The organism is Deltaproteobacteria bacterium (assembly GCA_021737785.1).
GTDB lineage: Bacteria > Desulfobacterota > DSM-4660 > Desulfatiglandales > Desulfatiglandaceae > AUK324.
The window spans coordinates 1-13,410 of record JAIPDI010000036.1; the positions used below are offsets into that span (position 1 = coordinate 1).

At 52.4% G+C, this 13,410-nt stretch carries 10 protein-coding genes; 2 read left to right on the forward strand and 8 right to left on the reverse strand.

The window, feature by feature from the left end:
• Positions 1–651: 651 nt before the first annotated feature.
• From K9N21_16710 to K9N21_16735, 6 genes are all read right to left on the reverse strand, one after another.
• Positions 652–1,365: a glycosyltransferase family 2 protein gene (locus K9N21_16710; GenBank protein MCF8145556.1), complete on the reverse strand. Its 714-nt coding sequence runs from the start codon at positions 1,363–1,365 to the stop codon at positions 652–654.
• A gap of 73 nt (positions 1,366–1,438) precedes the next feature.
• Positions 1,439–3,136 (reverse strand): hypothetical protein, encoded by a 1,698-nt coding sequence (locus K9N21_16715; protein MCF8145557.1) that lies wholly within the window; start codon positions 3,134–3,136, stop codon positions 1,439–1,441.
• 18 nt (positions 3,137–3,154) lie between these two features.
• Positions 3,155–4,582, reverse strand: a complete 1,428-nt coding sequence (locus K9N21_16720) for a B12-binding domain-containing radical SAM protein (protein ID MCF8145558.1) — start codon at positions 4,580–4,582, stop codon at positions 3,155–3,157.
• 20 nt (positions 4,583–4,602) lie between these two features.
• Positions 4,603–5,295 carry a glycosyltransferase family 2 protein gene (locus K9N21_16725; protein ID MCF8145559.1) on the reverse strand — a complete coding sequence of 231 codons (693 nt, stop codon included), beginning with the start codon at positions 5,293–5,295 and terminating at the stop codon, positions 4,603–4,605.
• Between the two features lie 892 nt (positions 5,296–6,187).
• A complete protein-coding gene (locus K9N21_16730) occupies positions 6,188–6,736 on the reverse strand; it encodes a YdbL family protein (protein MCF8145560.1) in 549 nt (182 codons plus the stop codon).
• 300 nt (positions 6,737–7,036) lie between these two features.
• The gene (locus K9N21_16735) at positions 7,037–10,288 is read right to left on the reverse strand and encodes a hypothetical protein (GenBank protein ID MCF8145561.1); all 3,252 of its coding nucleotides are present in this window, start codon (positions 10,286–10,288) and stop codon (positions 7,037–7,039) included.
• Positions 10,289–10,365: 77 nt separating this feature from the next.
• Between K9N21_16735 and K9N21_16740 the strand changes: the two genes are divergently transcribed.
• Together K9N21_16740 and K9N21_16745 are read left to right on the forward strand one after the other, a co-directional pair.
• Entirely contained in the window at positions 10,366–10,650 is a 285-nt protein-coding gene (locus K9N21_16740) for a hypothetical protein (protein MCF8145562.1), read from the forward strand.
• 11 nt (positions 10,651–10,661) lie between these two features.
• Complete coding sequence (locus K9N21_16745) at positions 10,662–11,474, forward strand: SAM-dependent chlorinase/fluorinase (protein ID MCF8145563.1); 813 nt, start codon at positions 10,662–10,664, stop codon at positions 11,472–11,474.
• Here the strand turns inward: K9N21_16745 and K9N21_16750 are convergent.
• Positions 11,465–11,767: an HNH endonuclease gene (locus K9N21_16750; protein MCF8145564.1), complete on the reverse strand. Its 303-nt coding sequence runs from the start codon at positions 11,765–11,767 to the stop codon at positions 11,465–11,467. The two genes, K9N21_16745 and K9N21_16750, sit on opposite strands and share 10 nt — an antisense overlap.
• Before the next feature lie 93 nt (positions 11,768–11,860).
• A complete protein-coding gene (locus K9N21_16755; GenBank protein ID MCF8145565.1) occupies positions 11,861–13,399 on the reverse strand; it encodes a 1-acyl-sn-glycerol-3-phosphate acyltransferase in 1,539 nt (512 codons plus the stop codon).
• Positions 13,400–13,410: the final 11 nt, after the last annotated feature.

A 13,410-nucleotide genomic window follows, 5' to 3' on the forward strand; every position in this document is an offset into this window, starting at 1 on the left:
ACCGAACAAATGACAAAAAGCTGCCAGGGGCTTAATGGGGAGCTATATCCAAAAAATCGCAGATTTTTAACACCTTGATTTTACAATACTTTTTTTGAGGCAAATTTTTCCTTGACAGGACCATTATAGGATGTCCCCACGATAATACTGAAAGCGAATTTTACCCAAAGGTTGCCCCCTAACAAATCGTACTTTTCTTCCAGGATGAAGCCGAGCCACATGGACAGTATTATAAAAACAACGCTTAGCATCCCTTAAAACCTCAGCCTAACAGGGTAGCGTGCCGAAAACCTGGCAGGATCATGATTGGATTTGTGATAAATCTTTATGTCCCATGCCTCCGCCGCTGATCACCCAGATCCGTAGAACTGTCTCTGCTCCTGAATGGGGTATGAATTCTAACTCTAGACTTGTCGTATCTGATTTTGCAGTAACCCCGATCGACTTCGGTACGGTCTTTTCTCCCTCTGGTTCGTACCAGAACCCAAATTCGCCCTTAAATACCACCTGATTACGTTGACGTATTATTAACGTCGGCATGAAATATTTGATACAGGCACTTGATATTCAGGTAAACAACAAAGAGAATCATCGCAAGAATCGGGACATGCAAAAGGATCGAAAAGAAGTTCTCAAGAAAAACCATATCCCTCAGCTCCTGAGTTTTGATTCTTTGTACAAGAGGAATAGCTCTACAAATGCCTTAAGAATAACCTTCAAATTGCTCCCTGTCTGTGTTCCGAACCTCCGCGGGATATGTGAGACTCCAACCTGTTTGATATGAGCCCCCGAAAGTTTCATCTTTACCAAGAGTTCTGTGCTGATTGTTGCTCCTGAGGAATTCAATGAAATGCCCTCCAATGCTTTTTTCCTGATTAACTTGAAGGCACAATTCAGATCCCTTATCTTCAGGCTAAATAGGATTCGAACAAGCCGATTCCATGACCATGCATAAAGAGTCCTATGCCAGGGGTCTTGTCTTTTTTTTCTAAATCCAAGGATTAAATCGTAATGATCAATTTCTTTTAGAAGCATTTCGATCTCGTGCATATGGAACTGGTGATCCCCGTCTGTAAAAAAAATCCATTCATGTGCAGAACTGCTAAATCCAGAGATAAGGGCTGCCCCATACCCTCTATTTTTTTGATGGTGAATGACCCGGACGTTTTTATGTTTAACGGCCAGCTTTTCAGTCACAAGACCGGTATTGTCGGTGCTTCCATCATTTATTATCAAAATTTCATATTCTTGAACAAGATTATCCAAAATTTCGGTCGCTTCAAGAACCAGATCCTCGATGTTCAACGCTTCATTGAAGCATGGGAAAAATACAGAGAGGGAAATGTGGTGTTTTTTGGTAAACATCCTATTTTGTGACTATCCGTCTATAAGGACTAAGATCTTGAAATTTGCGTCAAATTTTTGGAATCATCAATCATTAGGGGCCATTACAATGTGCCAGATATTTTTGTATAGCCATGTATCGGCTTCCTGTTCTTTTAAAAGTGGAGACAGCATCTTCAGGGGAACAGACGATCGGTTCCCCGTGAATGTTTAAGCTTGTATTAAGCACGATACCGTTACCCGTCAGGTTTTTGAGTTCCATGAGCAGGCTGTGAAAAATGGTGTCCTGTTTCTTGATAATCTGAGGACGGCATGTGCCGTCCACGTTTATCACCCCCCGTACAAGGGGCTTCTTATCTTCCCGAACCATATAGGCCATTGTCATGAACTCATTTGGGCGCCCATCATAGTCTTCCAAGATTTCTTCCGCATCCTCCTCAAGCATGGCAGGACAGAAGGGCTGGTACCAGACCCGTTTCTTGAGCTTCAAGTTAAGGGCATCTTTGACGTCGGTGGAGTCGGGCCGCGCAAGGATGGATCGCGCCCCTAAGGTCCTGGGACCCAGTTCCATACGCCCCTGAAACCATAGAACGATCTCGCCAGCGGCGATTAGCCGGGCAACTTCTCTAACAATATCAGTAGATTTTCTGTAAGAAAGCCCGTTTTGTCTAAGGGTATGCTCTATCTCCACATCATCGTATTCCGGGCCGAGAGAAAGGTGATTCAGGAGGACCCGATTTGTGCTGTTCAACCGGAAATTTGCCACCAATGCGGCTCCCAGCGCTAAACCCCCATCGCCCATATGCGGGAAAATGAAGCACCGTTTTACTTGAGGCAAGGTCCTCAGACGCCGGTTTACCTTCACGTTTGAAAATACCCCTCCGGAAAGGCAGATGTGCTCTTGCCCAGTAATAGCGATGGCGTTCTGCACCAATTGCATGCACTTGACCTCCAGGGTGCGCTGAGCCATATAGGCAAACTGCTCCGACGGATAACGCCAGAGGATCTTTCTCAGCGCCTCGTACATTCCCAGTGAGGAATGGCGGCAGTGCACTGACATGCCTTCCACAGCGATTAGATTGAGCAAAGGATTTTCAGCGTCGGCTATTGGATGTGCATAGTTGGCGAGTGCCATCACCTTTCCCTCATCCTCCAACTCCCGCATATTCAACAAATTAGTCACATGTTCAAAAAAGATGCCGAGGGAGTGACGAGCTGAGAGGGAGGCCATTTTTTCAAGCCGCCCATTTTCAAAACGATACACAGAGCCTGACAAGCCATCTCCCACACCGTCAAGAGTGAGAACCAGAGATTGCGAAAATCCGCTGCAAAATGCCGCTGCCGCAGCGTGGGCGTGATGGTGGTCCACCAGATGCAACCTAAACTGTTTAAATCCAATACTTTTAAGGCGTTTCTGAAGTGTACTGGAACTGATCCAGTTCGTGGGGAGGGAGGGGCCATATTCTGTCAGTCGGTATTTCATTCTTTTCTTGAAGGGAGAGGTCCCGGCCGGGCCTTTCTTTCTTCTGCGGATAAGATAATATTCCTCCTTAAGCGAGGGAAAAACACGGGTTAGCGTTTTTGCAAAATCCGATGTGGAAATAGCGATCTCGGATAGTTGCGAGATCTCGGTCCCAGTATACTCGAGACAAGCCCGAATGGACATTTCGGGGAACGCGACTTCCAGCTTTCTTCGAGACAGTCGTTCCTCGTTAATGGCGAAAAGGATTTTATCGCCTTCGATCAAGGCCGCTCCTGAATCGTGGCCGTCCCATATGCCAAGTATTTTCATAGGGCTAAAAGCTGCTTTTCAAGATGAATTCGCCATCCATCGAACAAATTTGGCACCACCTTTAATGTTCTGAAGAATGCCAGCTGCTCGCAATAGTTTGGAAAAGCTGACGAAGCGGCTCGGTCTGAGGTAAAATTTGCGAAATCCCAATCTCCTGTAATAGTTTACTACCGAAGGGGGAGCTCCAGGCATGTTCATGATAGCGTTGTCCTGTCGAAAGTCATCAAAATTCCTATTTTCTATCCATCCTTGTTTTTCTGCAAGTTCGTAGAGCGATGATCCAGGGAAAGGCACAGCACAGTAGAACTGCGCTACATCCGGGTCCAGATCCAAAGCCAATTTAATTGTTTTTTCAAGCGTCTCCGCTGTTTCTCCAGGAAGTCCTAGGACAAAATGCGCTGCCACCTTTATCCGGGCATCCTTGGCGAACCTCACTGCTTCCCGACATTGATCAACTGTAGTATTTTTGCGGGCCTTGTCCAGAACCTTCTGATCCCCGGATTCAATACCATAGCTGATCATCCAGCATCCCGCCCGTTTCATTGTGTTGAGCAGACTTCCATCTACCGTATCCACCCTGCTGTTACATGTCCAGCCGACATGGAGTCTGCGCTTCAAAATGTGTTGGCAAAACTCAAGTACGTATTCGCGATCGGATGTGAATGTATCGGCCCACATGAAGAACTGTTTTATGTCGAAGGCACTCATTACATATTCGATCTCGGCTATAACCCTGGGCACTGTCTTCTTTCTGATCTTTCTACCGTAGTAGGTCTGGGCTGTGCAGAAATTACATTGATAGGGACAGCCCCGTAAGGGGGCGAGGATCAAAAATTTTTCCCCTGTCAGAGGCAGGCGATATGGATCCAAATTCAACAGATGCCAGGCTGGAAAGGGAAGATTGTCAAGGTTGTTGATAAAGGGACGTCTGTTATTATGGCACACATGCCCCCTTGTATCCCTGTAGCTGATTCCCATGACACCTTCTAACCCCTTGCCTTTCTCCAGTGCCTCTGCGAGGCCTTTCAGGGATTCCTCAGGCTCATTTCTAACAATGAAATCAAGGTGATGCGAATCATCCAGGCACTCGTCGGCAAGGGCGGTGACATGTGTTCCAAAAACGCCGGTCTTTACGCCGGAAGCAACTGCCTTGATTTCTCCTGCCAGGGCCAGATCGCTGTTAATCGACGGAGTCGCTGTGGCCCAGGCAACAAGATAATAATTGCCCTTTTTGATTCTCGCCAGAAGCTCTTTTAACCGGATCCCTTGAGCCGCACAATCCAGTATATCCACACAGTGACCAGACGCTTCAAGGATGGCCCCGGCAGAGGCCAAAGTTATGGGCGGCCACAGAGTGCTCCAGACACCCTGTTCCTGATTGCAGCGACCTTCTCTGATGAATGCCCGATTGTCGTAAGTAGGGGGGTTTAACAGGAGTATTTTCATCTTAGGACCTGCAAGATCGGTTAAAAGAACATATACTTAATCAGGCTGAAAACATATCTGAACCATACCCTCCTCAAGCTGATCTTAGAATAACCAGCCACCCGTTTGTGCTCATGCGAGGGGACCTCAGCCATTTGAAATCCATTTTTCAGGGTCTTGATGATCATTTCTTGTTCTATGGTGGTGATGTCTTCCTCAAGATTCAACTTTTTGATTACGTGGGTCTTTATGGCTCGGAATCCGTTTTGGCTTTCGCTCAGTCTGACATTGAATTTCCAGTTGATGCAGGCGGTTATGAAGGAACTACCCATTAAACGAAAACACTCGTCAAATCCGCCGTGAAGCTCACTCGAACCCCCCATCAGGCGTGAACCTGATACATGATCGGCTTCACCATCGACTATAGGCTGAATCAATTTAGGAATGTCATCGGGATTGTGGGAACCGTCGGCATCTATGAAGACAACAATGTCACCAGTCACATGAGATAAGGAACAACGCAATGCCTCGCCTTTGCCTTTCTTGTGGTCAAGGATGACCTTGACCCCTAAGGCCTCTGCCACCTTACGGGTTTTATCAACTGAATTACCATCTATCAGGATGAGTTCATCAGCATATGGCTGACAACCTCTGATAACGGATCCGATTGTGCCTTGCTCGTTGAGGGCAGGTATCACCACGGTGATTTTGGGGTGAGAAGATTTTCGGGTCATCGTTGTTCTATTAGAAAGAAGTTAACGACTTGTGATATCCTCGATTCGAATACATTGAGTGAGGTCTGAGGTTGACTCCTTAATCAGCTATCGGAACTGTTGACAAATCTTCTGGAAACCTCATGGATTTCGGGCAACCAAAAAGTACAGATATGCCTTACTTATGTTGTAAGTATTTAATTCCCTCCATTTAATTCCCGAGATCCGCTTTGTAAGAGATCCATTTAATTGCTTTGATTCCATATTATTGTTGAGATTCCAATCGGTGAGCCTCTGACAAGAACCAGCCGGAAGCGCCTTGGTCAAAACCTTCATGTGACATGGCAAAACCGTGGGCCTTTCTGTGATGCTCGGCGGGCTTTCTCAATCGCTTTCCCGGTCACAGAAGTTCTCGCCCGAGGCGATCGCATCAAAGCAGAAGGGATTGGCGGGTGTCATGACGTCACTGCCTCTGACTCGGCACAGCCGAAACAAAAATTTCCCGCACAAAGACGCAACGCCACCAAGATTCTTTCTTTTGTAAAAAGGCTGTCCTTCGTTTCCTTCGCTATCTTCTGTAAAATTCCAACGGCCTAAAAGAAGTCTCACACAGAGACCAGAGGCACAAAGGTTTCATGCTTTAAAAAAAGCTGTCCTTCTGTCGCTGGGAGGCCGCAAACAAAACCGCCATGCCTTCGGCAAACGGCTCATAAAAAAAGTATGCTCCGCGACCTCTGTGACTCGAGTGACCACGCCATGGCGCGGGAATGGGCACTGAGGCCACATCATCCTTATCTTCCGCAAAATTCTGAATGGCCCAAAAGAGATCTCACACAGAGCCTCAGAGGCACAAAGATTCTTCCTTTAAAAAAATCAGTCTTCGTTTTCTTCTGTAAGATAAATTCCAGTTTTTTTACCGGACCGGCTTTTGCCATTCCTTGGCAAAGATCTCAGCCACCCGGTTGACCTGGCTCGGATCGATCTTGAGGGCCTTGGCCACCTCCAGATAGAGCTGCCGCCTGTCGTTGTTCTCGGCGCTGACAAGGCTGTTGAGATCCCGCTTCTCCTTGAGCCCCAACCCCGCGGCATTGCCTAAGGAGACATAGCCGTCATTCCCCTCCTTGAGCATCCCCTTTTCATAAAAGGGTTTCATCTGGGCATACCGGGCCTTCATTTGCGCCTTGAGGCTCCGGATGGTGGGATTGGATACGCTCAGCTCGTCGGCCCACGCAGGGGCGCACGCCAGGGCCATCAGGGTTTCCCTCAGATGGAGGCCCCTCCCCTTCCAGAAAAAGCTCCCTTTTCCGTCCGGCGTCTGACTTCTGATCTCATCCACAATCTCTCCGGCAACCGATTCCACCTTCTCCGCCGGAAAGTAAATGTTGATGGTCACGCAGGCAACGATCAACGATAAAAAGACCGACGTTGTTATCCATAAAGCCTTTCGATAGGTGTTCATCATTCCCCTCCTTAAATATGCATATCTCCAACGGCCAAAAGAAAGCTCACATAAAGGTTTTAGTACCTTACTTCCTGGTCTTGTGTCATGAAAAACAAGAAAATATGGCCATCCTTCCACCGCACACTTACCCTTCCGTCATTCCGGCACGGTTTTGGCCGGAATCCAGGAATACGCCGGACTGGATTCCGGCTAAGGGCATGCCGGAATGACGGGGCAGCACCAGCCGTTTTGGTTGCGGTTATCGCTTTGGCTTTGTTAATGCCTGTTCTTCGTTCCCTTCGGTTTCTTCTGTAAAAATCCCTATTTGATAACCGGTCCGCCTTGGGAGGTCTTTATTCGCCGGATGCGCTTGATCATATCCTTGAAACTGACCCGATTATCAGGGTTCTGATTTACCACGTTCACCCCCGATAATAAACCCCTTTTTACCAGATACTCGGTCTCCCCCTCCTTGATGGTGCCGTTGATTCGGAAGACATCGTTCTCCAGGGTGGCGTGCACGCCGATCTTTTCATAGGGGAACTCCTTGAAAATGGAGGCAAACATACCTGCCATCCCCACAAAGGGACTCTGGCCCCCGCCGATCTGGGCGATATTTTCCACGGCCTTGACGCTGATCCGCTGGGACGTCCCCTCCTTTTTGACGGTCTCCACCAGAAGGTCGAATTTCTGGACCTGGCCCTGGGCGATCTCCACCTCTTTGGCATGCCCCTTCAACACCCCCTCGATCCTTCCGAAGGCCGTGTCTGCCGTAAGTTTCGACAGGTTCAGGTCCTTCCACCGGGCATTCAGTTGAACGACCGGGGTTCCGGAAGAAAGTCCGGACACACCGGGATCGGTAAGGATGACCTCGCCGTCAAACACCCTTGCGGTCAAGGCCCCGCTGCTGGTGAGCCGTCCCCCTTCCACGCGTACGGGATTGAGGGTCCCGCTGACGGTTCCTTGTACCGGACGGGGCCATACCGAAGCCAGGAGCGGCCCCAGGTCCACCCTGTCCATGGCAAGGTCTGTGCTGATTGTGGCGGCGGCTGGCAGATGATCGATCATCACCGGCCCCAGCCGGACTTCTCCTCCGGGGATCTTGACAATGGTCGGGGATACCACGGACAATCGATTGGGGCCTGCTCGAAGCAAAACAGCCAGGGCCTGTTCAGGGATGAACGGAACCCTCAATGAATCTATGGACAGGCCCCCCTCCATCGCAGTCCCCCCACCCTCCCTGTCGTGGTTTTGAACCCAGAGGGGGAGCGCAAATTGGATCCCTGCGAGCCCCACTCCCCTCTCTTCAGACGAGATCCTCCCCTCCCTCCATCGGAGCGATCCCCTGGTTGTCCAGGCGGACGAGGTCCCTGTGACGCTCACACCTGCGGAGATTGCCCCTTCCAGTTGAAGGGTCCCAAGGAACGGCTTTTCCGCCTGATACGGCTCCACAACAAGGAATCTGAACAGCGGCTTCAACGGAATCTCGGGGATATCCGCGGTGAGATCCAGTTGCCAGGCAGGTTTTCTTTCAACAATACGGCCCTTCACCGCACAGGTCAGGAGATCCTTTAATCCGAGGTTGAGACGTGAAAGTTGCAGTTCTCTCTCCTGCATATTGTACGTTCCCGTACAACGGGAAGCCATGGGATGTGTTTTCAAGTTTACGTAGAACCTGTCGTAGAGGACCTCGCCCTCCCCCGCATCCACGGCCACATCCCCACTGACCACATGGCCTGAAGGGTCTGTCTTGGCGTTAAGGGTCGCCTTGAGAGAGAGATTCTCTCCCATAATGGTCCCATCCGGGTCCTGAAAGCCCGCTTCCTGAAAGGTCCATTCAGAGGTAACCGCCATCCCCTTTTCTTCATCAAACCGGACCCGGACCTGAAGCCCATCCTTCACGTCCACCTGCCAGCCTGAAGCAAGAAGGCCCAGACCGACGGCACCTTTGGCCAGCCCGGTCTCTTGGCCCTGGATATGGATCTTTTTGAACGTTCCATTCTCAAGCTCCAAAGACGCGGTGATGTTTTTCAACAGGGAAGACCCAAACCGGATCTCCGGCAGGGACATTTCCCGGGTGGCGGCGTTCATCCGGCCCTTGCCGGCCTCCAGATGGATATCCTCCACCTGGACGGCCCTGTCCCTAAACCGCCCGGTTACCCGCGGTATCCGGGCGGACAGCGCTTTCAGATCGAGGAGCGGGTATCTCCCTGAAAAGGAGACGGCCGCCTCAAGGGGTTCCATTGCGATTCCATTTCCTCGATATATGACATCTTCCGCCTTCAGGTCGGCGGAGATCTCCATGCCGGGGACCTCCCCCCGGGCCTCGATGCTGCCGGAAAGGGTCCCTCTCAATTTGAGATCCCCACGCGTGAAAGAGACCTGATTCCGCTCCAAACGGGCATTGAGATCCGTATCCCATACCCATCCCGCCTCTTTCTCTGCGCCCTTGATCCTCCCGGCGACATGGATCGGCCCGCCCAGTTTTACGGGTTCCGTCGTGTTTCTCAATCCGGCGGGAAGAAGCGGGACCAGCTCCTGGGGCGTTAGGCGGCAGTCCGCCACCTTGAGGTCCATGGTTTTCCCGACCCCCACCCCTCCATCCAGTTCCCCTTCCAATTGCAGCCGCTGGCCAAGGGTGAGATGGAGGGGATGAACCGTCACTTGGCGATCTTTCAGGCTGAAGGCGCCGTCTGCAGTGACCTTAAGGTCCAGCCGGACAGGCTCCTTTTGCCCATTCGTCCGGATATCCGCCTCCTCGAGGGTGACATTCAAGTCCTCAAACACCACTGTTCCCTTGTCCGGCCGGTATCCCAGACGCGTGTCCCCTTTGAGATGTTTGAAATCCAGAAAAGGGCTTTGGAACCGGACATCATCCATGGTGACGGAGACCCCGATCCGGGTATCTACCAGGGATAAGGCCCCGTCCGTCTTCATCTGAAGCCGGGGCGCCAGGAGATGCATCTTTCTTGAAGGCCATTCAAATCGGACACTGGAGGAGATCTCGACCCGATGATCGATGCTCAGCCTGGCCTCAAGGTCATTGAAGAGAAGGGTCTGGTCGTCCAATTGGACCCTTGCGGCGCCATGGGTAAGGGTTGCGTCCTCAAGCCTGAGGTCCCTGAACACCAAGGCTGCAAACACCCTCTTCAGGATCCCGCTTATAAAAGATGGGGGCTTCGGCCCCCGGGCCATGCTGGATACAGAGGGAGCTTTGAGAATGCGGAACCACAGGCCCTTGACCTCAAGGCGGGTGACCACAAGGGATTTGCGGCCAAAAGAACCCTCCACGGAAAACGCTGCATCGAGATCCGGAACATCCAGAAAAATGCCATGCACCTCTTTTCCCGGTTTGACCGTGATTCCCTCTGCCGAGAGGTGTAAGGGATCGCGGCCGTAGGAAAGCCGCCCGATGGACACGGATGCCCCCATGGCCCGGGAAAGGGAGGCCTCCACCAGGTCCTTTGTTGCGGAGGGATGGGTGTAATAGTAGAGCACTGCGCCGGCAGATGCGATAATGGAGAGGAGAAGAAAAAGGGAGACGATCAGAATAATTTTTGTTCCGGTCTTCATGTTTCACGTTCGCGGCTGAAACGCCGCTCCCCTTCAACCCTTGACTTGAACAGCTCTTTTCAGCTACCCTACCACGTATGGAAACATCGATCAATAGACTGAAAGAGGCACTCAGGAATTCCGAGAGGGTCGCTGTCCTGACAGGGGCCGGCGTTTCCGCGGAAAAATGCCAGGTCATGCTGGTGATCGGGACGTCCAGCGTGGTTCAGCCGGCCGCGTCCCTGGCCTATACGGCCAAGTCAGGGGGGGCGCCGGTGGCGGAAATCAATCTCGAGAGGACCCCCAACTCCGACCTGATGGATATTGTGCTCACGGGAAAGGCCGGGGAGATCCTTCCCGGGCTGGTGGAGGGGTGGGCGTAAAGCCGTCAGGGGTGGTGACCCTTCTCACCGATTTCGGGCTGGAAGACCCCTATGTGTGCATGATGAAAGGCGTTATCCTTTCCATCAATCCCGCCGCCCGCATCATCGACATCAGCCATCATGTCACGCCGGGGGCCGTCGGCCAGGCCGCACAGATGTTGCAGGAAACCTATCCCTATTTCCCGGAGGGAACCGTCCATGTGGCCGTGGTGGATCCGGGGGTGGGCACTGACCGCCGGGCCATTGTTTTACTCGCCCGATCCCATCTTTTTGTGGGTCCGGACAACGGCACTTTCTCGCCCATCATGGAGGCCTGCCCGGAGGCCGAGGTCATCCATCTTTCCAAGACCCGATACTTTCTGGAGCATGTCAGCAACACATTTCACGGCCGCGACATCTTTGCCCCGGTGGCAGCCCATCTCTCCCAGGGGATCGATCCCCTGGACATGGGTCCGGTCATCCACGATCCCATCCATTTGAAATTCCCTGCGCCTTACCGGAAAGGAGGGTCCCTTTACGGCCTGGTCGTCCGGATCGATCGTTTCGGGAACCTGATCACCAACATCCGGGCCGCGGACATCGCGGAATTCTCAGCAGGGAGCGTTTTGATCGTCCGTATCGGGGATCTGCGTATTGAAGGGATACGACGGACCTATGCCCAAACCGCCCCGGGAGAGGCCCTGGCCCTGTTGGGGAGCTCCGGTTATCTTGAGATCGCGGTCAACAGGGGCCGGGCCGCGGATCGCACAGGGATCGACCCAACGGAAATTATCGGTAGGGAGGTGGAGGTGAGCCGGGTCCAGGGGGATTCACATCAGTCCTGAAGGGCGTCCAGTGACTTCAGGTATTCCTCCCACTCCACCGGCAGGAGGTAGTTTTTTTTGTTGTTGCATTCCTTGCAGGCAGCAACGATATTTCCCTTACTGCTCCGCCCCCCCCTGGCCAGGGGGACCACATGGTCCATGGTCAGGGTTTCACGGCCCACCCGGCGCCGGCAGTAATAGCAAACACCCTTCTCGATCCGGCTGTTCCACCAGTGGGTTTTTCTGAGCCGCCTGGCCTTTTCCTTCTCGCGCCGGATATCCGCGTCGCTCACATCTGGAAAATCAAAGTACATTTCCTGATTCCTGGGGCTCACCGGCTTTGTTGGGTGAGTTGGGTTTGTTGGGCAAAAGCCTTAGAATTTTTTTCCTTCCCTTCTGTAAAAGAATTACTTCCCGTACTTCTTCTGAAGGCCCTGGAGGACCGCTTCCAGGCGTTCTTCCGCTTCTTTGTCAGGTGCGGTTTCAGGTTCCGGCGACCCGGCATCCTCTGCCGCAATCTCGAAAAAGGAGATCTGGATGGGCGGGTTGACGCGGAGGTTGAGGAGAAAAAGACGTTCGGGCGCCTCTTGTTCCACAGCATAATCGATTCTGTAGGGGTAGTACCCTCCTGAGCCCACCTCCTTGAAATTGTCGAATCGGACCGACACCAGGTTCTCGCTCCCCGGCTGCACATAAGAAAACAGAAGCGGCAGATAGGTCTCCCTCTGGATCAGGAGTTTCGGACTTTTAAGAAAGGCGTCGCCGATGCGGTAGACCACCTTTCCGTCCAGCCGGGCCAGGGCCACCACCTCGATATTGACCCCCTGTCGGGACAAGAAGTCCAAGATTTGATCCGATTCATCGGCCATCAGGAGCCATCTGAAGGTGGTGTCACGGTACGGCCCTTCAGACCGGGCCTCCGAAGCAAGGGGTTCTGCCTCCGGGGTCTTTCCCCTGCCGATGATCTGCGATCGGCAGTATCGCGGCAATTTGAGCCATACCCTCTCCTGCACCACCTTGGGGGTCTCCCCCTCCCGGGGGGGGATGACCTGAGCGGTCTGATCCACAATCAATGCATGAAACCCGGAAAACCGGTCCGTCATCTTGTGGATCAACTCCTCAACCGGGAGGACATACCCTTCCGAACCGCCGGGCACGGCCCACAACAGGCATGAGAAGAGCCAGAGGAGGATGAGCCGTGCCTTGACGGCGGCATTTCTCTTTGCACCTGTTTCAGAACCTTGTGCTTCCATCTGTGTCACCATCTCCGTTCTCACCCGTTCCATGAGCAGAGGGATATCCCTCTTGCCCAGGCCTGAAAGCGACACCGGCCTTCCGATACGCAATCCGAAAGACCCTCTCCGTATCCTGAGACTCCCCTTGGGCGCGATCCGGAAACTGTCTTGAATGCCGATGGGGACGATGTCACACCCCGCCTTGATCGCCAGGTTAAACCCCCCCCGCTTGAATTCCTGAAGCCTTCCATCCGAACTCCGGGTCCCCTCCGGAAAAATCACCACCGAGGCCCCGTTCCTGATGCGGTCGGCGGCCTGTTTCATGCTCAGAACCGCCTTTCTCGGATCTTCCCTTTCGATCCCGATGTACCCGGCCTTTTTCATGGCAGGCCCCAGAAAGGGAATCTTCATCAGTTCCTGTTTCAGGATGAATTTAAAATTCACCGGCAGGCATGCCAGGAGGGCGAAGATGTCAAAGAAACTCTGGTGATTGGTCATGTAGATGCGCGGCACGTTCGGATCCACGTTTTCGAGTCCCTGCACATTCACCCTGATCCCGCACACCCGGAGTATGGTCCTGGCCCACGGCACTGCGCAATGGAAATGGACCTTCCTGCCGTTCTTGTCAACCACCGATATGGCCAGGCCCCACAAGCACATGAGGATTGACCATAAGCCGATAAATGCGTTCAGACTCACATACCTGATCATAACGACTGCTC

What these genes read in the sequence shown, in the direction of transcription:
- K9N21_16710 (MCF8145556.1), bottom strand. Translation starts at nt 1,365, where the DNA reads ATGTTTACCAAAAAACACCACATTTCCCTCTCTGTATTTTTCCCATGC.
- K9N21_16715 (MCF8145557.1), bottom strand. Translation starts at nt 3,136, where the DNA reads ATGAAAATACTTGGCATATGGGACGGCCACGATTCAGGAGCGGCCTTG.
- K9N21_16720 (MCF8145558.1), bottom strand. Translation starts at nt 4,582, where the DNA reads ATGAAAATACTCCTGTTAAACCCCCCTACTTACGACAATCGGGCATTC.
- K9N21_16725 (MCF8145559.1), bottom strand. Translation starts at nt 5,295, where the DNA reads ATGACCCGAAAATCTTCTCACCCCAAAATCACCGTGGTGATACCTGCC.
- K9N21_16730 (MCF8145560.1), bottom strand. Translation starts at nt 6,736, where the DNA reads ATGATGAACACCTATCGAAAGGCTTTATGGATAACAACGTCGGTCTTT.
- K9N21_16735 (MCF8145561.1), bottom strand. Translation starts at nt 10,288, where the DNA reads ATGAAGACCGGAACAAAAATTATTCTGATCGTCTCCCTTTTTCTTCTC.
- K9N21_16740 (MCF8145562.1), top strand. Translation starts at nt 10,366, where the DNA reads ATGGAAACATCGATCAATAGACTGAAAGAGGCACTCAGGAATTCCGAG.
- K9N21_16750 (MCF8145564.1), bottom strand. Translation starts at nt 11,767, where the DNA reads ATGTACTTTGATTTTCCAGATGTGAGCGACGCGGATATCCGGCGCGAG.
- K9N21_16755 (MCF8145565.1), bottom strand. Translation starts at nt 13,399, where the DNA reads ATGATCAGGTATGTGAGTCTGAACGCATTTATCGGCTTATGGTCAATC.